Here is a 20,089-nt window from a genome sequence, read left to right on the forward strand (position 1 = left end):
TGCAAGGATGAATGACATGCCGAAGGTTCTCGTCTCGGACAAGCTGTCGGAAACCGCCGTCCAGATCTTTCGCGATCGCGGCGTCGAGGTGGATTACCTGCCCGATCTGGGCAAGGACAAGGAGAAGCTGGCCGAGGTGATCGGGCAGTATGACGGGCTGGCCATCCGGTCGGCGACCAAGGTCACCGACAAGCTGCTGGAAGGCGCGACCAACCTGAAGGTCATCGGCCGCGCCGGCATCGGGGTCGACAATGTCGACATCCCGGCCGCCAGCAAGAAGGGCGTGATCGTGATGAACACGCCCTTCGGCAACAGCGTGACCACGGCCGAGCATGCCATCGCGATGATGTTCGCGGTCGCGCGCCAGCTGCCCGAGGCCAGCGTCAGCACCCATGCCGGCAAGTGGGAGAAGAACCGCTTCATGGGGGTCGAGCTGTTCAACAAGACCCTGGGCGTGATCGGGGCGGGCAACATCGGCGGCATCGTGATCGACCGCGCCCTGGGTCTGCACATGAAGGTGCTGGCCTATGACCCCTTCCTGTCCGAGGATCGCGCCAAGGAACTGGGCGTGACCAAGGTCGAGCTGGACGACCTGCTGGGCAAGTCCGACTTCATCACCTTCCACGTGCCGCTGACCGACAAGACCCGCAACATCCTGTCGCGCGAGGCCATCGCCAAGCTGAAGAAGGGCGTGCGCATCATCAACTGCGCCCGCGGCGGCCTGGTCGACGAGGAGGCGCTGGCCGAGGCGTTGAAGGACGGGCGCGTGGCGGGTGCCGCATTCGACGTCTTTGCCGTCGAGCCCGCGACGGAAAGCCCGCTGTTCAACCTGCCCAACGTCGTCGTCACGCCCCATCTGGGCGCCGCCACGACCGAGGCGCAGGAGAACGTCGCCCTGCAGGTCGCCGAGCAGATGTCGGACTATCTGCTGACGGGCGCGGTGCAGAACGCGCTGAACATGCCCTCGGTCACGGCCGAGGAGGCCGCGGTGATGGGCCCCTGGATCAAGCTGGCCGCGCATCTGGGCGCCTTCGTGGGCCAGATGACCGACGAGCCGATCAAGGCGATCAACGTGCTGTATGACGGCGTCGTGTCCGAAATGAACCTGAACGCGCTGAACGCGGCGGTGATCGCCGGCGTGATGAAGGCGTCGAACCCGGACGTGAACATGGTGTCGGCCCCGGTCATGGCCAAGGATCGCGGCGTGCAGGTGTCCACCACCAAGCAGGACAAGGCCGGCGCCTATGAGGGTTACGTCAAGGTCACCTGCGTGACCGAGACGCGCGAGCGCTCGATCGCGGGCACGGTGTTCAGCGATGGCAAGCCGCGCTTCATCCAGATCCGCGGGATCAACGTGGACGCCGAGGTGGGAAGCCACATGCTGTACACCCGCAATAAGGACGTTCCCGGCGTCATCGGCGCGCTTGGGATGACCCTGGGCGATCTGGGCGTGAACATCGCGAACTTTACCCTGGGGCGGGCCGCCAACGGGGCGGATGCCATCGCGATCCTGTACCTGGATGAGGCGATCAGCGACGAGGCCCTGGCCACGCTGCAGAACACCGGCAAGTTCCTGCAGGCCCGCCGGCTGCAGTTCGAGGTTTGACCTCGGCCCCGCACGCCCTTACCCAAGGGGCGTGCGGACCCTCCCTGCCGCGCGCCACGGCCAGGTGACAGATGCGACTTTATGCGATCGGCGACATTCACGGACAGCTGGACCTGCTGAAGGCCGCGCATCAGCGGATCTTCGACGACGGCGGGCCTGATGCGGTCATCGCCCATGTGGGCGACCTGATCGACCGCGGTCCCGATTCGCGCGGCGTGGTGGACCACCTGTTGCGCGGCCAGCAGGCGGGGCGGCCCTGGATCGTCACCCGCGGCAATCACGACCGCTTTCTGCCCGCGTTTCTGAACCAGCCGGACTGGATCGACCCGGGCCTGTCGTCCGGACAGCATTGGGTGGACCATCCGGGTCTGGGCGCGGCCGCGACGCTGCGGTCCTATGGCGTGGACCCGGATCAGCCGCGCGATGCGCTGCTGCGCGATGCGCGGGCGGCGGTTCCTGCGGATCACGCGCGGTTCCTGGCGGCGCTGCCGCTGTGGTATCTGCATCCGCTAGCGCTGGTCGTGCATGCGGGCATCCGCCCGGGCATCGACCTGCAGGACCAGGCCGAGGGCGACCTGGTCTGGATCCGCCAGGGGTTCCTGGACAGCGACGTCGATTTCGGGCCGCTGGTCGTGCACGGGCACACCGCGCTGGAGGCCCCCGCCCTGTACGCAAACCGCCTGAACCTGGACGGGGGCGCCGCCTATGGCCGGCCGCTGTCCGCCGCCGTCATCGAACCGGGTGCCGTGCACCTACTGACCGAATCGGGCCGCCAGCCCCTGTTGCCGGAGTAGACCATGCGCCTTGCCCTGACCCTTGCCCTGACCCTTGCCCCCCTGTCGTTGCAGGCCGAGGAGGTCGGCCGCGTCGGCGTGGACTGGGTCGGCAACGATGTCGTCATCGAGGCGATCAAGGACCCCGAGGTGCCGGGCGTGACCTGCCATCTGGCCTATTTCAGCCGCTCGGTCCTGGACCGGCTGAGCCAAGGCAACTGGTTCGAGGATCCGTCCAACAGTGCGATCCAGTGCACCCGCACCGGGCCCATCGACGTCAGCGCCCTGACCCCCGGCGAGGGAGAGAACGTGTTCAGCGAGGGGCGTTCGCTGGTGTTCAAGTCGCTGCGGGTGCAGCGCATCTATGACGCCGACAACCGCGTGCTGGTCTATCTGGCCCATGCCAACCAGGTCAGCGAGGGGTCGGCCAAGATGTCGATGGCGACCGTGCCCCTGACGGCGGACGACATCGCCCCCTGATCGCCTGCCGGTGGACAGGACCGTCGCGGCGCGCTAGAAGGCGCGCTGACTTTTGTTGATCCCTGACACGAACGATGGATACCGCCCGGATGCAGGCCCAAAGCCGCCACGCGAAATACAGCCTGGGACAGGTCGTCCGGCACCGTTCGCGGCCGTTCCGGGGCGTGATCTTCGACGTTGATCCCGAATTCGCGAATACCGAGGAATGGTACGAATCCATCCCCGAGGATTCGCGTCCCGATCGCGACCAGCCGTTCTATCATCTGTTCGCCGAGACCGAGGCGACCTACTACGTGGCCTATGTGTCCGAACAGAACCTTGAACTGGACGTGTCGGGCGAACCGCTGGACCACCCCGAGGTCGGGGACATGTTCAGCGCCTTTCAGGACGGCCGCTATTTCCTGGCGGGACCGGTCAACTAGGCGTCGACCTCCATCTGGGCAAAGGGGATGCTGAAGGCCAGATAGTTCCGGCTTTCCTCGCGGTAATAGCACAGGGCCTGCGTCAGGTCCTGGATCAGGAACCAGCCGAAGCCGCCTTCGGGCAGATCGTCCGCGACCATCGGCGGCAGGCTGCGCGGCAGCAGGCAGTCGTCGGGCAGCGAGATCCCGTCATCGGTCAGCGCGCAGGCCAGGCCCGAACTGTGGCGCACGATGCACAGGTGGATCACCGGCAGCCGCGCCTGTTCCGCCTGGCCCAGCGGGGCGTGTTCGGCGACGTTGTTCATCACTTCGGCCAGGACCAGTTCCAGCCGGCCCAGGGTGTCGTCGCCCACCTCTCCGCGGAAACGCTGGCGGACGTCCTGCAGGGTGTCGCGCACGATCATCGGATGGGCGTTCAGGACGCGGTGGAACATCGGCTGCGTCAGTGCGGATGCACGGTTTCCGATGCCCGGATCGGAGCGTTCACTGGGTGTCATTCTCGTTGCTCCTTCTGAGCGGTACGGGGCTGAGCGGTGCGGGGCTGGATGTCGAACACGCTGTCCATCCGCGTCAGGCGGAACACGCGTTCGACATTGGGCGTCAGCGCGAACAGCACCAGCGCCAGGTTCTCGGGCAGGCTCTTGCGGACGGCGATCATCGCCCCCAGGCCAGAGCTGTCCATGAAGTCCACCGCGGCCATGTCCATGTGCACCGGCTTGCGGTTCTTGACCACGATCTCGCGCAGCTTGTCCTTGAACAGGGTCGCAATCGCCGCGTCGATCCGGGGTTCCGTCACCGTGATGTTCAGATGGGATTCGGCGTCTTCGACGATGAACTGCATGATTCCGGGCCTTCCTTGCGCATCTGCATCCTTGACTAGACCCCAAAGGTTACGATCCGGTAAGCGCGAGGACAGATCGGGGGGAAAGATCATGACAATTCAGGACATCTACGTGCTGGGGGCGGCGCGCACGCCGATGGGCGGGCTGATGGGCGCGCTGTCGGGGGTGTCCGCGGCCGATCTGGGTGGGGCGGCCATCGCCGCGGCACTGGCGCGCGCGGGCGGGCCCGCGGTCGATGCGCTGTTCATGGGCTGCGTCCTGCCCGCGGGCCAGGGCCAGGCCCCGGCGCGGCAGGCGGGCTTTGCCGGGGGGCTGGGGCAGGAGGTGCCGGCAACGACGCTGAACAAGATGTGCGGGTCGGGGATGCAGGCGGTGATGATGGCGTCCGATGCCATCCGCGCCGGCAGCGCCGGGATCGTCGTCGCGGGCGGCATGGAGAGCATGTCGAACGCCCCCTACCTGCTGCCCAAAATGCGCGCCGGGGCGCGCCTGGGTCATGCACAGGCGCTGGACCACATGTTCCTGGACGGGCTGGAGGATGCCTATGACAAGGGCCGCCTGATGGGCACGTTTGCCGAGGATTGCGCCGCGGAGTTCGCCTTTTCCCGCCAGGCGCAGGACGACTATGCCCTGGCCAGCCTGACGCGCGCGCAGGAGGCCATCGCCGGCGGCGCGTTCGCGACCGAGATCGCACCGGTCACCGTGCCCGGCCGCGGCAAGATCACCGTGGTTGACACCGACGAACAGCCCGGCCTGGCCCGCCCCGACAAGATCCCGCTGCTGAAACCCGCGTTCCGCGACGGGGGCACCGTGACGGCGGCCAACAGTTCGTCCATCTCGGACGGGGCGGCGGCGCTGGTGCTGGGAGGTCGGGCGCAGGGCGCCGTCGCGCGCATCGTCGGCCATGCCAGCCACGCCCAGGCCCCCGGCCAGTTCCCCACCGCGCCCGTGCCCGCCGCCGAAAAGCTGCTGGCGCGGATCGGATGGGACAGGAACAGGGACAGCGTCGATCTGTGGGAGGTGAACGAGGCCTTTGCCGTCGTGCCGATGGCCTTCATGGCGCGGATGGGCCTGTCCCATGACCGCGTGAACGTGCATGGCGGAGCATGCGCCCTGGGCCATCCGATCGGCGCGTCGGGGGCGCGGATCATCGTCACGCTGATCCATGCGCTGCAGGCGCGGGGGCTGCGCCGGGGCGTGGCCGCGATCTGCATCGGCGGCGGCGAGGGAACCGCGCTGGCGGTCGAACTGTGCTGATCTGCCTGCCAAACCGGCAGGCTGCCCCGGGCGCCGGCAGCGGCGCCCCCGCCACGGCGCCAAGCTGCGGAACCAATGGGCAAATCCGGCGGTTCTGCTGTGGACTTACCGGAACCGGGCGCGGATCATCGATCCAAGGAAAGACCCGGAAGCGTTGCGTCAGTCAGTGGGGGAGTGATGAGTTACTATAACGAGATGTACGAGGGCGACAGCGTCCGCGACCCCTATGCCCGCCTGCGGGAATGGGTCGAGACCATGCCCGACGATTTCCGCCAGATGAAGCAGGCCGAGGCCGAGGCGCTGTTCCGCCGCATCGGCATCACCTTCGCCGTCTATGGCGAGGGGGGCGACCCGGACCGGCTGATCCCCTTCGACATGATGCCCCGCGTGTTCGAGCAAGCCGAGTGGCGCCGCCTGGAACGCGGCATCAAGCAGCGCGCCCGCGCGCTGAACGCCTTCCTGCGCGACGTCTATGGCCGCGGAGAAATCATCCGCGCCGGACGCATCCCCGCCCGCCTGGTCTATCAGAACGAGGCGTTCGAGAAGTCGGTGGTGGGGTTCGTGCCCCCGCGCGGCGTCTATTCCCACATCATCGGCATCGACCTGGTCCGCACCGCCAAGGACGAGTTCTATGTGCTGGAGGACAACTGTCGCACGCCGTCGGGCGTCAGCTACATGCTGGAGAACCGCGAGATCATGATGCGCATGTTCCCGGCCCTGTTCCGCGGCAACCGCATCGAACCCGTCGACCAGTATCCCGACCTTCTGCGCCGCACGCTGGAATCGGTGGCGCCCGCGAAATGCAGCGACCGGCCGACCTGCGTGATCCTGACGCCGGGCCATTACAACAGCGCCTATTACGAACACAGCTTCCTGGCCAACCTGATGGGGGTCGAGCTGGTCGAAGGGCAGGATCTGTTCGTAGATGGCGAATTCTGCTATATGCGCACGACCACCGGGCCCAAGCGCGTGGACGTGATCTATCGCCGGATCGACGATCCCTATCTGGACCCGCTGTGCTTCCGCCCCGATTCGATGCTGGGCATTCCGGGGCTGATGGACGTGTACCGGTCTGGCGGCGTGTCGATCTGTTCGGCACCCGGCGCGGGCGTGGCCGATGACAAGGCCATTTATACCTTCGTCCCCGAGATGGTGCGCTTCTATCTGGGAGAGGAGCCGATCCTGAACAACGTCCAGACCTGGACGCTGTGGAAGGACGACGATTACCGCTATGTGATGGAGCATCTGCCCGAACTGGTCGTCAAGGAGGTCCACGGATCGGGCGGCTACGGCATGCTGGTCGGTCCCAAGTCGACCAGGGAGGAGATCGAGGCGTTCCGCGCCAAGATCCAGGCCAATCCGTCGAACTACATCGCCCAGCCCACGCTGGCACTGTCGACCTGCCCGACCTTCGTGGACGAGGGCATCGCGCCGCGCCACGTCGACCTGCGCCCCTATTGCCTGTGCGGCGACCGGATCGAGCTGGTGCCGGGCGGGCTGACGCGTGTCGCGCTGCGCGAGGGGTCGCTGGTGGTGAACTCGTCCCAGGGCGGGGGTGTCAAGGACACCTGGGTGTTGTCGGAATGAGGGGACGTAACACGATGCTCAGCCGCACCGCCTCGAACCTGTTCTGGATGGGCCGCCATCTGGAACGTGCCGAAACCGCCGCGCGCCTGCTGGACGTGGGACAGCGCATCACGCTGCTTCCCAACACCGAGGCCGGGTACCAGAACGAATGGAACTCGTTGCTGCAGGCATCAGGCAGTTCGGACCTGTTCGCGCAGAAATACGGAGAGATCACCCAGGAGAACATCGAGGAGTTCATCTTCTTCGACCGCGCCAACCCGTCATCGGTGGCCAGCTGCCTTGAAAAGGCGCGCGAGGCCGGTCGGATCGTGCGCACCGCGCTGACCAGCCAGGTCTGGGACGCGCTGAACGTGGCCTTCCAGGAGCTGCGCCGGATCGAACGCCAGCCGCGCGCAAAGCTGGACACCGCAGGGCTGACCGATTTCACCACCGGCCACACCTCGACCGTGCGCGGCGCGATCAACGCGACGCAGCTGAGGAACGACGGCTGGCACTTCATGAACCTGGGATACGGGCTGGAACGCGCCGACGCGACTGCGCGCCTGCTGGACGTCAAGTATTTCGTCCTGTTGCCGCGGATCGAGTTCGTGGGATCGGGCCTGGACACCTATCAGTGGCAGGTGATCCTGCGCGCGCTGTCAGCGCACCGGGCATATCACTGGGCCTATGGCGGCGACATCACCGCGGGCCAGGTGGCCGATTTCCTGATCCTGAACGGGGAAAGCCCCCGCGCACTGATCACGTCGCTGTATGAGACCGTGTGGCACCTTGAAGGGCTGGCGCGGCGCTATGGCGACGGGGTGCCGACCAGCGCCCGCGACAAGGCGCGCGAGGTTCTGGCAGCCCTGCAGGCACGCGACATCGAGATGATCTTCGATGAGGGGCTGCACGAGTTCCTCAGCTGGTTCATTCTGGAACTGTCCGAGATTTCCAACCTGGTGCACCAGGATTACCTGCTTGGAGGGGTGTGACCCATGCGCCTGAAGATCTCTCACGAGACGGTCTATCGCTATGGCCAGCCGATCCGGAACCTGGTGCAGAGCCTGCGCCTGACGCCGTCGGTGTTCGAGGGACAGAAGACCCATGAATGGCAGATCGACGTGTCGGGCGGCGTCAAGGGGCCGGGGTTCCGCGACGGCGCCGGCGACTGGATCGAGGGTTGGACCGTGCGCGGTCCGGTCGATCATGTGACCGTGCGCATCAGCGGACGCATCGACACCCGAGACACGGCAGGAGTCCTGCGCGGCCACCGCGAGATGATCCACCCGCTGACCTATCTGCGCGACAGTCCCGCCACGCGTCCCGACGATGCGCTGCGCGATCTGGCGCAGTCGGTCGAGGGCACCGACCGGCTGGACCTGGCGCATCAGCTGTCGATGTCGGTCAGCGACCGGATCGCGTTCCGCCCCGGCGTGACCCATACCGGCACCACCGCATCCGAGGCCCTGACCCTGGGAGAGGGCGTCTGCCAGGACCACACCCACGCCCTGACCGCCATCGCCCGCCTGCGCGGCCTGCCGGCGCGCTATGTGTCGGGCTATCTGCATTCGACCATCGACGGGCAGGCCCATGACGCGGCCCATGCCTGGGCCGAGATCCATGTCGAGGGGTTGGGATGGGTCGGGTTCGACGCCGCCAACCGCTGTTGCCCGGACGAACGCTATGTCCGTCTGGGGTCGGGCCTGGACGCGGCGGACGCGGCCCCGATCCGGGGCGTGGCCCTGGGCACCGGGTCCGAGGACATGGATGTCAGCGTCCGGGTCGAGGAGATGGCCCAGTAGGAACCGGGGGCAGCACCCCCGGTCCAGCTGTCGTCACAGGGTGATGCGATAGCGGGCAAAGCCTTCGGGCGCGTCGCCCGCCGGTTCGATGGTCAGGGCGGTCACGTCCTGCAGATAGGCGGCGGCCCCCGGCCCCGTGTCGAACAGCACCGTCGCGCCGTCCAGCGCCGCGAACGACCAGTTTCCATCGGCCGAGGGGTTAATCGTCCCCTGGTCCAGGATATAGCGGACGATCACGTCGCGGTTGGTGTCCGGCCCCTCGAACACCACGGTCGAGCCATCCGCGCCGGGGAACGACCCGCCGCCGGTGGCGCGATAGTTGTTGGTGGCGATGATGAACTCGGCCGCCGGATCGACCGGCTGTCCGTCGATGGCCAGATCGACGATGCGGTTCGCGTCCGCGTCGGCCAGCGCCCCGTCGGCGTCGAACCGCGAGGGCTGCGACAGGTCGATCCGATAGGTCACCCCGTCGATCACGTCAAAGTTGTAGCTGCGGAAGTCGGGGTTCAGCAGCATCTGGTCCGCCTGCCCCGGTTCGATCCGGTTGAAGGCCCCCGCGCTGCGCTCCAGCCAGTCCTTGACCTGCGCGCCGGTCACGCGCACGGCGCGGATGGTGTTGGGATACAGATACAGGTCGGCCACATTGCGGATGGCGATGTCGCCCGGCGGCACGTCGGTGAAGTAATCCGGCCCGCCCCGCCCGCCGGCCTTGAAGGGCGCCGCCGCCGACAGGATCGGCAGCCCCTCGTGCTCGGTCCCGGCCAGCATCTGCGCGATGTACCAGCTTTGCGCGTTCGACACGATCTGGACCGACGGATCATCCGCCACCATCGCGAAATAGCTGTAGAGCGCGGCGCTGGTCTGGCCAACGGGTCGGCGGACATAATCCAGCGTCTGCTGGTGTTCGGTGGCGGTCGCCTCCTCGATGGCGGGTACGCTCTCGACCAGGGGGATCACCACGCCCTCGTCGTCGCGCTGATAGATCGGGCGCGCCTCGACTTGGTGACTGACGATGGTCCAGCCGTCGCCCTGCCGCTCCAGCAGCAGATCGACCAGACCCATATGCGACCCCCAGAACCCGGCCATCACCGCGGGCTTGCCGCCGATGGTGCCGGCCGCGGCATCCACCCCGGCCACGCCGTCGTAGTCGGGGCCGGGAAAGACCGAATGCGAATGCCCGGTCAGGATGACGTCGATGCCGTCGATGGCCGCCAGCGGAATGGCCGCGTTCTCCATCCCCGGTTCGGCGGTCTGCCCGCCGATGCCGCAATGGGCCAGCGCCACGACCAGGTCCACCCCCTCGGCACGCAGCTTGGGCACCCAGGCCTGGGCCGCCTCGACGATGTCGCGGACGGTGACCTGCCCCTCCAGATGCGCGCGGTCCCATTGCATGATCTGCGGCGGCACGAAGCCGATGATGCCGATACGGATCGGATGGGTGGCGCCCGCCCCGTCGGTCAGGTCCCGGTCGATCACCGCATAGGGCGGCACCAGGGTCCGGTCCTGGTCCGGGGTGGCGCCGGCCTCGGTCACCACGTTGGCGCAGACGACGGGATAGCCCGCGCCCGCCAGGCTGGCGCCCAGGAACTCCAGCCCATAGTTGAATTCGTGGTTGCCAAGGGTCCCGCCGTCATAGCCCAGGGCGTTCATCCCCTGGATCACCGGGTGGGTCGCGTCCCCGTCCATGCCACGCTCATAGGCAATGAAATCGCCCATCGGGTTGCCCTGCAGGAAATCGCCGTTGTCGAACAGCAGCGCGTTCGTGGCCTCGGCCCGCACGGCACCGACCAGGGCCGCGGTCCGCGCCAGGCCCAGGGTGTCGGTCGCCGTGTCCGCGTAATAGTCGTAGGGCCAGACATGCGCGTGCAGGTCCGTCGTCTCCATGATGCGCAGATGCGCCTGCCCCGCCTCGGCCCGTGCGGAATAGGGATGCAGCGCGACCAGCGCCAGGCCGGCCACCCCCGATGTCAGGAAACCGCGGCGGCTGAGGGCAAGAGGATGGGTCATCATGTTCGTCCTTGGGTGGTGGAACCTGCACGATGTGCGATTCGGCGCGCCAAGGCGACCCAAAGTTTCATGACGCGACCCGCAAACGAGCGATTGCAGCCCACGCCCCCCGGTCCTAGTCTGCCCTGCGGAATGCAACGGAAAGATGTGCCGGTGACCTATTGCGTCGGACTGAAACTGGATGCCGGGCTTGTGCTGCTGTCGGATACCCGCACGAATGCCGGGCTGGACAATATCTCGTGCTATCGCAAGATGTTCTTCTTCGAGGCGCCGGGCGAACGCATCATCGCGATCATGACCGCCGGGTCGCTGTCCGTGACCCAGACCACCATCGCCCGCCTGGAGGAGGCGATCGAGGATGAGCTGGCAGACGACACGACCTCGATCCTCAAGGCGCCGACCATGCTGCGCGTGGCCACGATCATCGGCGACACGCTGTGCCGCACCCGGCGCGAGATCGCCGAACAGTGCCGCGACCTCAAGCAGCAGGCATCCGCTAGCATGATCGTCGCGGGACAGCGCAAGGGCGGCGACATGCGCCTGTTCCTGATCTATCCCGAAGGCAACTTCATCGAGGCGACCGAGGACACGCCCTTCCTGCAGATCGGAGAGCACAAGTACGGCAAGCCGATCCTGGACCGGGTGGTCACCCCCGCGACCAGCCTGGCCGACGCGCAAAAGGCGGTTCTCTTGTCGATGGATTCGACGCTGCGGTCGAACCTGTCGGTGGGGATGCCGCTGGACCTGGCGGTGATCGGCGCCGATGCCTGTGCGGTCACCACGCGCCGCCGCATCCTGGACGGCGATCCGGACTTCATGCAGATGAGCGCGGCCTGGTCCGCGGCGCTGCGCGACAGCTTCGTCAAGGTCAGCATCTGACCCGCAGCTGTTAGCGCAAGCCGGACCGCATCCGCGTTGAAGCAGTCCTGCCAAGCCGTTAAGCAGTCCCCAGCATCATCTTCGGGGGACATCATGACCGACAAGACCAGCCGCAGCCGCATCACCCCCGAAGAGGCGCTGGCCTATCACCTGGAGCCGCGGCCGGGCAAATACGACATCACGCCCTCGACCCCCATGACCACGCAGCGCGACCTGTCGCTGGCCTATTCGCCGGGCGTCGCGGTGCCCGTCCAGGCCATCGCCGACCGCCCCGAGACGGCATACGATTATACCACCAAGGGCAACATGGTCGCGGTGATCTCGAACGGGACGGCGATCCTGGGGATGGGGAACCTGGGCGCGCTGGCCTCCAAGCCGGTGATGGAGGGCAAGGCGGTCCTGTTCAAGCGCTTTGCCGACGTGAACGCCATCGACCTGGAGCTGGACACCGAGGACGCGGACGAATTCATTAACGCCGTCAAGCTGATGGGCCCGACCTTCGGGGGCATCAACTTGGAGGACATCAAGGCGCCGGAATGCTTCATCATCGAGCAGCGCCTGAAGGAGCTGATGGACATCCCGGTCTTCCACGACGACCAGCACGGCACCGCGGTGATCTGCGCCGCGGGCCTGCTGAACGCGCTGGAGCTGTCGGGCAAGAAGATCGAGGATGTGCGGATCGTCCTGAACGGCGCGGGGGCTGCAGGCATCGCCTGTCTGGAACTGCTGAAGTCGATGGGCGCGCGGCACGAGAACTGCATCATGTGCGACACCAAGGGCGTCATCTATCAGGGCCGGACCGAGGGCATGAACCAGTGGAAATCAGCCCATGCGGTCGTGACCACCGCCCGCACGCTGGAGGAGGCCATGAAAGGCGCCGACGTCTTCCTGGGCGTCAGCGCCAAGGGGGCGGTGACCCAGGACATGGTCGTCAGCATGGCCGACAACCCGGTGATCTTCGCCATGGCGAACCCCGACCCCGAGATCACGCCCGAGGACGCCCATGCCGTGCGCCCCGACGCGATCGTGGCCACGGGCCGCAGCGATTATCCGAACCAGGTGAACAACGTCCTGGGCTTTCCCTACCTGTTCCGCGGCGCGCTGGACATCCACGCCCGCGCCATCAACGACGAGATGAAGATCGCCTGCGCCGAGGCCCTGGCCCGCCTGGCGCGCGAGGATGTGCCCGACGAGGTCGCCGTCGCCTATGGCCGCAAGCTGCAGTTCGGGCGCGACTACATCATCCCGACGCCCTTCGACCCGCGGCTGATCCACGTGATCCCGCCCGCCGTGGCGAAGGCCGGGATGGACACGGGCGTCGCGCGGCGCCCGATCATCGACATGGAGGGCTATGTCCAGACGCTGAAGAACCGGATGGACCCGACCGCCGCGATCCTGCAGGGCATCCATGCCCGCGCGCGCCAGGCCCAGGCCCGGATGATCTTTGCCGAGGGCGACGATCCGCGCGTCCTGCGCGCCGCCGTCGCCTGGCAGCGCACCGGCATGGGCCAGTCGCTGGTCGTGGGCCGCGAGGCCGAGGTCAAGGCCGAGCTGGAGGCCCTGGGCATGGGCGAGGCGTTCCGCGAGATCAGCGTCGTGAACGCCGCCAACACCCGGCATTTGGACAGCTATCACGAGTTCCTGTACCAGCGCCTGCAACGGAAGGGCGTCGACCGCGAGGATGCGTTCAAGCTGGCCAACCGCGACCGCCACATCTTTGCGGCCCTGATGCTGGCGCATGGGCATGGCGACGGGTTGGTGACCGGCGCCACGCGCAAGAACGCGCCGGTGCTGGCACAGATCGGCCATGTCTTCGACGTGCGCCCGCAGGACGGGGCGGTGGGCATCACCGCCGTGCTGCACCGGGGCCGGATCGTGCTGATCGGCGACACGCTGGTCCATGAATGGCCCGAACCCGAGGATCTGGCCGACATCGCCGCCCGCGGCGCCGCCGTCGCCCGCAACCTGGGGCTGGAGCCGCGCGTGGCCTTCCTGTCCTTCTCGAACTTCGGCTATCCGGTCAGCGAACGCGCCATCAAGATGGCCCAGGCCGCCACCGTCCTGGACCGACGCGGTGCCGATTTCGAATACGAGGGCGAGATGACCGTGGACGTGGCGCTGAACATGGACGCGGCCGCGCGCTATCCCTTCAGCCGCCTGACCGCGCCCGCGAACGTGCTGGTGGTGCCGGCGCGGCATTCGGCCTCTATCTCGGTCAAGCTGATGCAGGAGATGGCGGGCGCGACCGTCATCGGTCCGATCCTGACGGGCGTGGCGCGCCCGATCCAGATCTGTTCGACCAACTCGACCGTCAGCGACATCCTGAACATGGCCGCCATCGCCGCGGGCGGGGTCGGCGCGCAGGGCTGAGGGCGCGCCGAAGGGGGTATTTGGGCAAAGGAGACGTTCAGGCGTTGCGGTCGAACTGGCGCTGCCGCTCCCGGAACCGGGCGCGGTCGGCGTCGGAATATTCGTAGGCGCAGCGGTGGCAGCTGACGCCATCCTCAAATTCCGGGCGGGCGCGGTCCTCGGGAGCCAAGGGGCGGCGGCAGGCATGGCACAGACCGTGCCGCCCCTGCGCCAGCCCATGCGTCAGGCTGACCCGCTGATCGAAGACGAAGCATTCGCCCTGCCAAGCACTGTCCTTTTGGGGGACGTCCTCCAGGTATTTCAGGATGCCGCCCTGCAGGTGATAGACCTGATCGACGCCTTGCGAGATCAGGTAGTTGGTCGACTTTTCGCAGCGGATGCCGCCGGTGCAGAACATCGCGATGCGCTTGCCCTGGAACCGATGCGCGTTGTCGGTCCACCAAGCCGGAAAATCGCGAAAACTTTTCGTGCCGGGGTCGACGGCGCCTTGGAAGGTGCCGATCTGGACCTCGTAATCGTTGCGGGTGTCGATCACGGCCACGTCGGGCGCGGCGATCAGCGCGTTCCAGTCGCGCGGTGCCACGTAATGGCCGGTGGTGGTGGCCGGGTCCATGTCGGGCTGGCCCATGGTCACGATCTCGGCCTTGAGCCGGACCTTCATGCGGGCAAAGGGGGGCGCGTCGGCGGCGCTCTCCTTCCAGTCGAGGCCCGCGAAACCGGGCCAGGCGCGGATGTGGTCCAGGACCGCCAGGATGCCCGCGCGCGGGCCTGCGATGGTGCCGTTCACGCCCTCGGGCGCCAGCAGCAGCGTGCCGCACAGGCCCTGCGCGCGGCACAGGTCCAGCAACGGTCCCTGCCGGGCCGCCGGATCGGCCAGACGGGCAAAGTGATAAAGTGCGGCGACGGTCAGGGAAGTTTTGGGCAGCATGGGCGTGGCCTTATCGCGGCCACGCCCCTTGGCGCAAGATCAGAACGCAGACCCTAGAAGGTCAGCCCCAGGGCCAGGCCGCCCAGCAGATAGGTCAGGCCGGTGATCAGCAGGATGCCCACAACGTTCAGCACGAACCCGCCCCTGGCCATCTGGGCGATGGTGACGGTCCCGGTGCCGAACACGATGGCGTTGGGCGGCGTGCCCACCGGCAGCATGAAGGCGCAGGTCGCGGCCAGCGCCGCGGGGATCAGCAGCGTCATCGCATCGGCCCCGATGCCCAGGGCAACACCACCCAGGATCGGGATGAAGGTCGCGGCGGTGGCGGTGTTCGACGTGATCTCGGTCAGGAACAAGATGATCGTGACCACGGCCGCGACCAGCAGGATCGTCGGCAGCGAGCCCAGGCCTGTGACCTGTTGGCCGAACCAGCTGTCCAGCCCGGACGACGCCACGGCGGAGGCCAGCGACAGCCCGCCGCCGAACAGCAGTAGGACGCCCCAGGGCAGCCCGGCCTCGGCATCCTTCCAGTCCAGGACCATCTTGTCGCGGCCCTTGCCGGGCAGCAGGAACATGGCCAGGCCCGCGCCGATGGCGATGGCCGTGTCATCCAGGTTGCCCAGCCAGGGTGCCGCAGCCTCGATCGCCGGGATCGAGGTCAGAAGGCCCGGCACGATCCACAGGAACGCCGCGCCCAGGAACACGGCCAGGACCATCTTCTCTCCCTGGCTGAGCGCGCCCAGGTCGCGGACCTGATCCTCGATCATCTGCTTGCCGCCGGGGATCTCGGGCAGGTCGAACCGGTACAGGACGCGGGTCATCAGGAACCAAGCGATGAAGATGAAGATGAAGGCCAGCGGCGTGCCCAGAACCATCCATTCCAGAAAGCCGATGTTGCGGCCCAGCTCGTCCGAGGCATAGCCCGCGACGATGGCATTAGGCGGGCTGCCCAGCAGCGTGCCCAAGCCCCCCATCGACGCGGCCCAGGCGATCGACAGCACCAGGCAGACGCCGAAGGCGCTGATGTTGGGGTCCTTGACGACGTCGGTGATGGTGCCGCCGGCCTTCATCGCATCCTCGGCCGCGGCGCCGTCCTGGCGCGATCCGCGTTCGACCACCAGGGACAGGACGGACAGGCCGATGGGCAGCATCATCAGCGTGGTGGCGGTGTTGGACACCCACATCGACAGAAAGCCGGTTGCTAGCATCATGCCCAGGACGATCCGCCGGGGCGCCACACCCACCTTGCGCAGCGTCAGCAGCGCGATGCGCGTGTGCAGGTGCCATTTCTCCATCGCGATGGCGATCAGGAAGCCGCCCAGGAACAGGAACACGATCGACGACGCATAGGGCTGCGTCGCCTGGCCGACGGTCGTTTCCGTCAGCGCCGGGATCAGCACGATCGGCAGAAGCGCGGTGGCCGACAGCGGGATCGCCTCGGTCATCCACCAGATGGCCATCAGCGTGCCGACGGCCGCGACGATGCGTGCATCCTCGGACAGCCCCTCCTGTCCGCCCAGCAGCAGCCAGACGATGCCGGCCATCACCACCCCAAGCGCCCGCAGCACCCAGATCATCTGCGCAGAGCGGGTCGGGACCTCGTTCTCGTCATATTCACCGGGGTGGTGCAGATCGTCCTGTATCCCCATCGTGTCCTCCCTTTTCGTGCGACATCTTCTTGCGGTCAGGGTATGGCAAAACCGGGTCCGCGACCACCCTTGACGACCGGCCCCGCCCGGCGGTCTAGTGGCGCCGCACCGAAGCCAAGGCGGACCGGATGACCCAGGCCCTGATCGTGATCGACATGCAGCGCGACTTCTGCCCCGGCGGTCGGCTGGCCGTGGCCGGGGGCGACCAGATCGTGGCGCCGATCAACGCGATGATGGCCGATTTCGACGCAGTGGTCCTGACGCAGGACTGGCATCCGGCCGACCATGCCAGCTTTGCCGACAACCACCCGGGCGCCGCCGCCTTTTCGATGACGCAGATGCCCTATGGCCCGCAGGTGCTGTGGCCCGCCCATTGCGTGATCGGCACGCCGGGGGCGGAGTTCCACCCCGATCTGCAGGTGGACCGGGCCGATCTGGTGCTGCGCAAGGGGTTCTGCGCCGGCATCGACAGCTATTCCGCGTTCTTCGAGAACGACCGCACGACCGCCACCGGTCTTGCCGGCTATCTGCGCGACCGCGGCATCACCGACCTGACCCTTGTCGGGCTGGCCCATGATTTTTGCGTCGCGTGGAGCGCGATGGACGCCGCCCGCCTGGGCTTTGCCGCCCGCGTGGCGGAGGATGCGTGCCGTGCGATCGACCTGGATGGCAGCTTGGCCGCCGCGCGCGCGGCGATGCGCCAGGCGGGCGTCACGCTGGCCTGAGGGTTGCGCCCCCGCGCGGATCAAGGCACCAAGGGCGAAATGGTCAAGGAAACAGCGTCATGGCCGATATCGCCACGCGGGTCTACAATCACAAATGGAAGATCGACCCGATCGTCCGGTCGCTGATCGACACCGACTTCTACAAGCTGCTGATGTGCCAGTCGGTGTTCCGCAACAGCCCGGACACCACCGTCACCTTCAGTCTGATCAACCGCAGCAAGGACGTGCGCCTGGCCGACCTGATCGACGAGGGCGAGCTGCGCGAGCAGCTGGACCATGTGCGGTCGCTGTCCCTGACCCGCGGAGAGAGCACCTGGCTGCGCGGCAACACCTTCTATGGCAAGCGGCAGATGTTTCGCCCCGACTTCATGGAGTTTCTGGAGGGGCTGCGCCTGCCCGCCTATCACTTGGACAAGCGCGACGGCCAGTACGAGCTGACCTTCGAGGGCCCCTGGCCCCAGGTGATGCTGTGGGAGATCCCGGCTTTGTCGATCCTGATGGAGCTGCGGTCCCGCGCGGTGCTGAAGGATATGGGCCGGTTCGAGCTGCAGGTCCTCTATGCCCGCGCCATGACCCGCCTGTGGGAGAAGATCCAGGCCATGCGCGCCCTGCCCGACCTGCGCATCGCCGATTTCGGCACCCGCCGGCGGCACAGCTTCCTGTGGCAGGACTGGGCCGTGCAGGCCATGATCGAGGGGTTGGGCGACCGCTTCACCGGCACCTCGAACTGCCTGATCGCGCAGCGCCGCGACATCGAGGCGATCGGCACCAATGCGCATGAGCTGCCCATGGTGCGCGCGGCCCTGGCGGATGGCGACGCGGCTCTGCGCCGGGCGCCCTATGACGTGCTGGCCGACTGGCACGAGGAGCATGACGGCAACCTGCGCATCATCCTGCCCGACACCTATGGCACGGAGGGGTTCCTGGCGGGCGCGCCGGACTGGCTGGCGGGCTGGACCGGCATCCGCATCGACAGCGGCGACCCGGCCACGGGCGCCGAGACCGCGATCCGCTGGTGGCAGTCACGCGGAGAGGACCCGCGCGGCAAGCTGATCATCTTTTCCGACGGGCTGGACGTGGACAAGATCCTGGCCCTGCACCGTCAGTTCCATGGGCGCGTCAAGGTCAGCTTCGGTTGGGGAACGCTGCTGACGAACGATTTTCGCGGGCTGGTGCCGGGCGACGGGCTGGCGCCGTTCAGCCTGGTCTGCAAGGCGGTGGCGGCCGACGGGCGGCCCACGGTCAAGCTGTCGGACAACCCCGCCAAGGCCACCGGCCCCGCGGCCGAGATCGAACGCTACAAGCGCGTCTTCGGGGTGGGCGTCCAGCAGGCGCTGTCGGTCACGGTCTAGACCCCGGTCGCCCACAGCACCAGCAGACAGGCCAGCGCCCCAAGCGATGCCGTGATCGGCAGTGTCACCAGCCAGGCGGCGGTGATGGTCACGACATGGCTGCGCCGCACCAGGATGCGGCGGCGCGTCTCGTCCGCGGGCAGGGCCTCGGACCGGCTGCCGCGGCGGCGGTCCAGCCATTCGCGCGCAAAGCCCACGCCGAAGATGCCGCCGACCGCCACATGGGTGGTCGATACCGGCAGGCCCAGGGCCGATGCGCCCAGCACCGTCACGGCCGTGGCCAGCGACACGCAGAAGGCGCGCCCCGCGTTCAGCTTGGTGATGCCGCTGCCCACCATGTGGACCAGGCGGCGCCCGAACAGCAGCGTGCCGGTGGCGATGGCAAGCCCCCCGCCCGCCAGCACCAGCACCGGGACCACGCCGATCGCGGTCGACATCCCCTGTCCGCGCAGGACCACCGACAGCGGTCCCGCGATGTTGCCCACGTCATTGGCGCCATGGGCAAAGCCCAGGATCAGCACGGACATCACCAGCGCGGGGCGCAGCAGAGACTTGGTGCTTGGTTTACGCGGATGGCGTGCCAGTTCGCGCAGCACGCTGCGCCGCGTCAGCCACAGCGCGCCCGCCCCGGTCGGCGCGGCCGCCGCACAGGCAGCCAGTGGTCCCAGGTCCAGCAGCACCACGACATAGGCCGAAAACAGCGCCGCCATCAGGCCGACCAGCAGCGGCAGCCACAAAAGCGCCGCCCCGGCGCGGTCCGGCGCCTCGACCACCTTCAGGCGCAGCAGGATCAGCAGACCGCCGGCCAAGCCCCCCGCCACCACCGGCGTCACCATCCAGACAGATGCGATGATCGCCAGCGTCGCCCAGGCCACCGCCGACAGGCCCAAGGCCACCGCCCCCGCCCCCGCGATGCCACCCACGATGGAATGCGACGTGCTGACCGGCAGGCCGATGCCCGTGGCCAAGGTGATCCAGACCGCCGCCCCGATCAGCGCCGCGACCATCATCATCGGGGCGCGCCCGCCCTCGGCCAGGGGTGCCAGCTGGACGATGCCGCCCGCCAGACGGGCCGACACCGCGCCCCCGGCCAGCACCGCCCCCGCCACGCCCGCGACGGCGACCAGCGCCAGCCCGGGCAGCAGTCCGATGGCCCCCGCCCCGACCGCCGGACCCAGTGAGTTCGCGACGTCGTTCGCCCCGATCGCCACGCCCAGCCAGGCCGCGACCACCAGCCCCGCCCCGATGGCCAGCATGCCGGGCGCGGCACCCGACAGCGCCATGACCATCAGCAACCCGCCCACCAGCGCCAGCACCGCCAGCCCCAGCCGCCAGACGGGACGGAAGGCATGCATCTGTGCGACCTCGGCATGGCCGATGCGGCCCAGATCCTTGTCCAGCGCGCGAAAGCCGGGGCGGTGCGTCATGCCG

The 20,089-nt window shown here is 67.8% G+C and carries 18 protein-coding genes; 12 read left to right on the plus strand and 6 right to left on the minus strand.

What is annotated here, in order from left to right; all coding sequences use genetic code 11:
* The first annotated feature begins 16 nt into the window (after positions 1-16).
* The 4 genes from serA to hspQ all read left to right on the plus strand — a co-directional run bounded on the left by serA (position 17) and on the right by hspQ (position 3,281).
* Positions 17-1,606, plus strand: coding sequence for a phosphoglycerate dehydrogenase (gene serA / locus F1642_RS07510; RefSeq protein ID WP_045983056.1), 1,590 nt, complete (start codon positions 17-19; stop codon positions 1,604-1,606).
* Between the two features lie 71 nt (positions 1,607-1,677).
* Positions 1,678-2,400, plus strand: coding sequence for a metallophosphoesterase (locus F1642_RS07515; protein WP_194885916.1), 723 nt, complete (start codon positions 1,678-1,680; stop codon positions 2,398-2,400).
* A gap of 3 nt (positions 2,401-2,403) precedes the next feature.
* The gene (locus F1642_RS07520) at positions 2,404-2,859 is read left to right on the plus strand and encodes a CreA family protein (RefSeq protein ID WP_139598662.1); all 456 of its coding nucleotides are present in this window, start codon (positions 2,404-2,406) and stop codon (positions 2,857-2,859) included.
* A 74-nt stretch (positions 2,860-2,933) separates the two neighbouring features.
* Positions 2,934-3,281: a heat shock protein HspQ gene (gene hspQ / locus F1642_RS07525; protein WP_369799424.1), complete on the plus strand. Its 348-nt coding sequence runs from the start codon at positions 2,934-2,936 to the stop codon at positions 3,279-3,281.
* Here the strand turns inward: hspQ and F1642_RS07530 are convergent.
* Both F1642_RS07530 and F1642_RS07535 read right to left on the minus strand, forming a co-directional pair.
* Positions 3,278-3,778 (minus strand): ATP-binding protein, encoded by a 501-nt coding sequence (locus F1642_RS07530; RefSeq protein ID WP_045983053.1) that lies wholly within the window; start codon positions 3,776-3,778, stop codon positions 3,278-3,280. The two genes, hspQ and F1642_RS07530, sit on opposite strands and share 4 nt — an antisense overlap.
* Entirely contained in the window at positions 3,775-4,122 is a 348-nt protein-coding gene (locus tag F1642_RS07535; protein ID WP_045983052.1) for an STAS domain-containing protein, read from the minus strand. Before F1642_RS07535 ends, F1642_RS07530 begins: the two co-directional genes overlap by 4 nt.
* A gap of 91 nt (positions 4,123-4,213) precedes the next feature.
* Here F1642_RS07535 and F1642_RS07540 point away from each other — a divergent pair, with 91 nt between their 5' ends.
* The 4 genes from F1642_RS07540 (at position 4,214) to F1642_RS07555 (ending at position 8,748) form a co-directional block, all read left to right on the plus strand.
* Positions 4,214-5,380 (plus strand): acetyl-CoA C-acyltransferase, encoded by a 1,167-nt coding sequence (locus F1642_RS07540; protein ID WP_206692702.1) that lies wholly within the window; start codon positions 4,214-4,216, stop codon positions 5,378-5,380.
* A 177-nt stretch (positions 5,381-5,557) separates the two neighbouring features.
* Entirely contained in the window at positions 5,558-6,967 is a 1,410-nt protein-coding gene (locus tag F1642_RS07545; protein ID WP_046000427.1) for a circularly permuted type 2 ATP-grasp protein, read from the plus strand.
* A gap of 14 nt (positions 6,968-6,981) precedes the next feature.
* Positions 6,982-7,938, plus strand: a complete 957-nt coding sequence (locus tag F1642_RS07550) for an alpha-E domain-containing protein (protein WP_045982658.1) — start codon at positions 6,982-6,984, stop codon at positions 7,936-7,938.
* Between the two features lie 3 nt (positions 7,939-7,941).
* Positions 7,942-8,748 (plus strand): transglutaminase family protein, encoded by an 807-nt coding sequence (locus tag F1642_RS07555; protein ID WP_194885917.1) that lies wholly within the window; start codon positions 7,942-7,944, stop codon positions 8,746-8,748.
* A 33-nt stretch (positions 8,749-8,781) separates the two neighbouring features.
* Here the strand turns inward: F1642_RS07555 and F1642_RS07560 are convergent, their stop codons facing one another.
* The gene (locus tag F1642_RS07560) at positions 8,782-10,755 is read right to left on the minus strand and encodes a bifunctional 2',3'-cyclic-nucleotide 2'-phosphodiesterase/3'-nucleotidase (RefSeq protein ID WP_194885918.1); all 1,974 of its coding nucleotides are present in this window, start codon (positions 10,753-10,755) and stop codon (positions 8,782-8,784) included.
* A gap of 153 nt (positions 10,756-10,908) precedes the next feature.
* Between F1642_RS07560 and F1642_RS07565 the strand changes: the two genes are divergently transcribed.
* Positions 10,909-11,634, plus strand: a complete 726-nt coding sequence (locus F1642_RS07565) for a proteasome-type protease (RefSeq protein WP_045982660.1) — start codon at positions 10,909-10,911, stop codon at positions 11,632-11,634.
* A 93-nt stretch (positions 11,635-11,727) separates the two neighbouring features.
* Positions 11,728-14,004, plus strand: a complete 2,277-nt coding sequence (locus F1642_RS07570) for an NADP-dependent malic enzyme (protein ID WP_194885919.1) — start codon at positions 11,728-11,730, stop codon at positions 14,002-14,004.
* 37 nt (positions 14,005-14,041) lie between these two features.
* On the opposite strand, the gene F1642_RS07575 is transcribed toward F1642_RS07570, so the two are convergent.
* Positions 14,042-14,932 (minus strand): rhodanese-related sulfurtransferase, encoded by an 891-nt coding sequence (locus F1642_RS07575; protein WP_194885920.1) that lies wholly within the window; start codon positions 14,930-14,932, stop codon positions 14,042-14,044.
* Between the two features lie 53 nt (positions 14,933-14,985).
* On the minus strand, positions 14,986-16,581 hold the full coding sequence (locus tag F1642_RS07580; protein WP_046000431.1) for an SLC13 family permease: 1,596 nt from the start codon (positions 16,579-16,581) through the stop codon (positions 14,986-14,988).
* 128 nt (positions 16,582-16,709) lie between these two features.
* Between F1642_RS07580 and pncA the strand changes: the two genes are divergently transcribed.
* Both pncA and pncB read left to right on the plus strand, forming a co-directional pair.
* Positions 16,710-17,306, plus strand: coding sequence for a bifunctional nicotinamidase/pyrazinamidase (gene pncA, locus F1642_RS07585; RefSeq protein ID WP_194885921.1), 597 nt, complete (start codon positions 16,710-16,712; stop codon positions 17,304-17,306).
* A gap of 59 nt (positions 17,307-17,365) precedes the next feature.
* Positions 17,366-18,658: a nicotinate phosphoribosyltransferase gene (gene pncB, locus F1642_RS07590; RefSeq protein ID WP_194885922.1), complete on the plus strand. Its 1,293-nt coding sequence runs from the start codon at positions 17,366-17,368 to the stop codon at positions 18,656-18,658.
* Here the strand turns inward: pncB and F1642_RS07595 are convergent.
* On the minus strand, positions 18,655-20,085 hold the full coding sequence (locus F1642_RS07595) for an inorganic phosphate transporter (protein ID WP_194885923.1): 1,431 nt from the start codon (positions 20,083-20,085) through the stop codon (positions 18,655-18,657). The genes pncB and F1642_RS07595 overlap by 4 nt on opposite strands.
* Positions 20,086-20,089: the final 4 nt, after the last annotated feature.

Origin of the sequence: Paracoccus sp. NBH48, from assembly GCF_015390265.1 — a bacterium.
Taxonomy (GTDB): Bacteria; Pseudomonadota; Alphaproteobacteria; order Rhodobacterales; family Rhodobacteraceae; genus Paracoccus; species Paracoccus marcusii.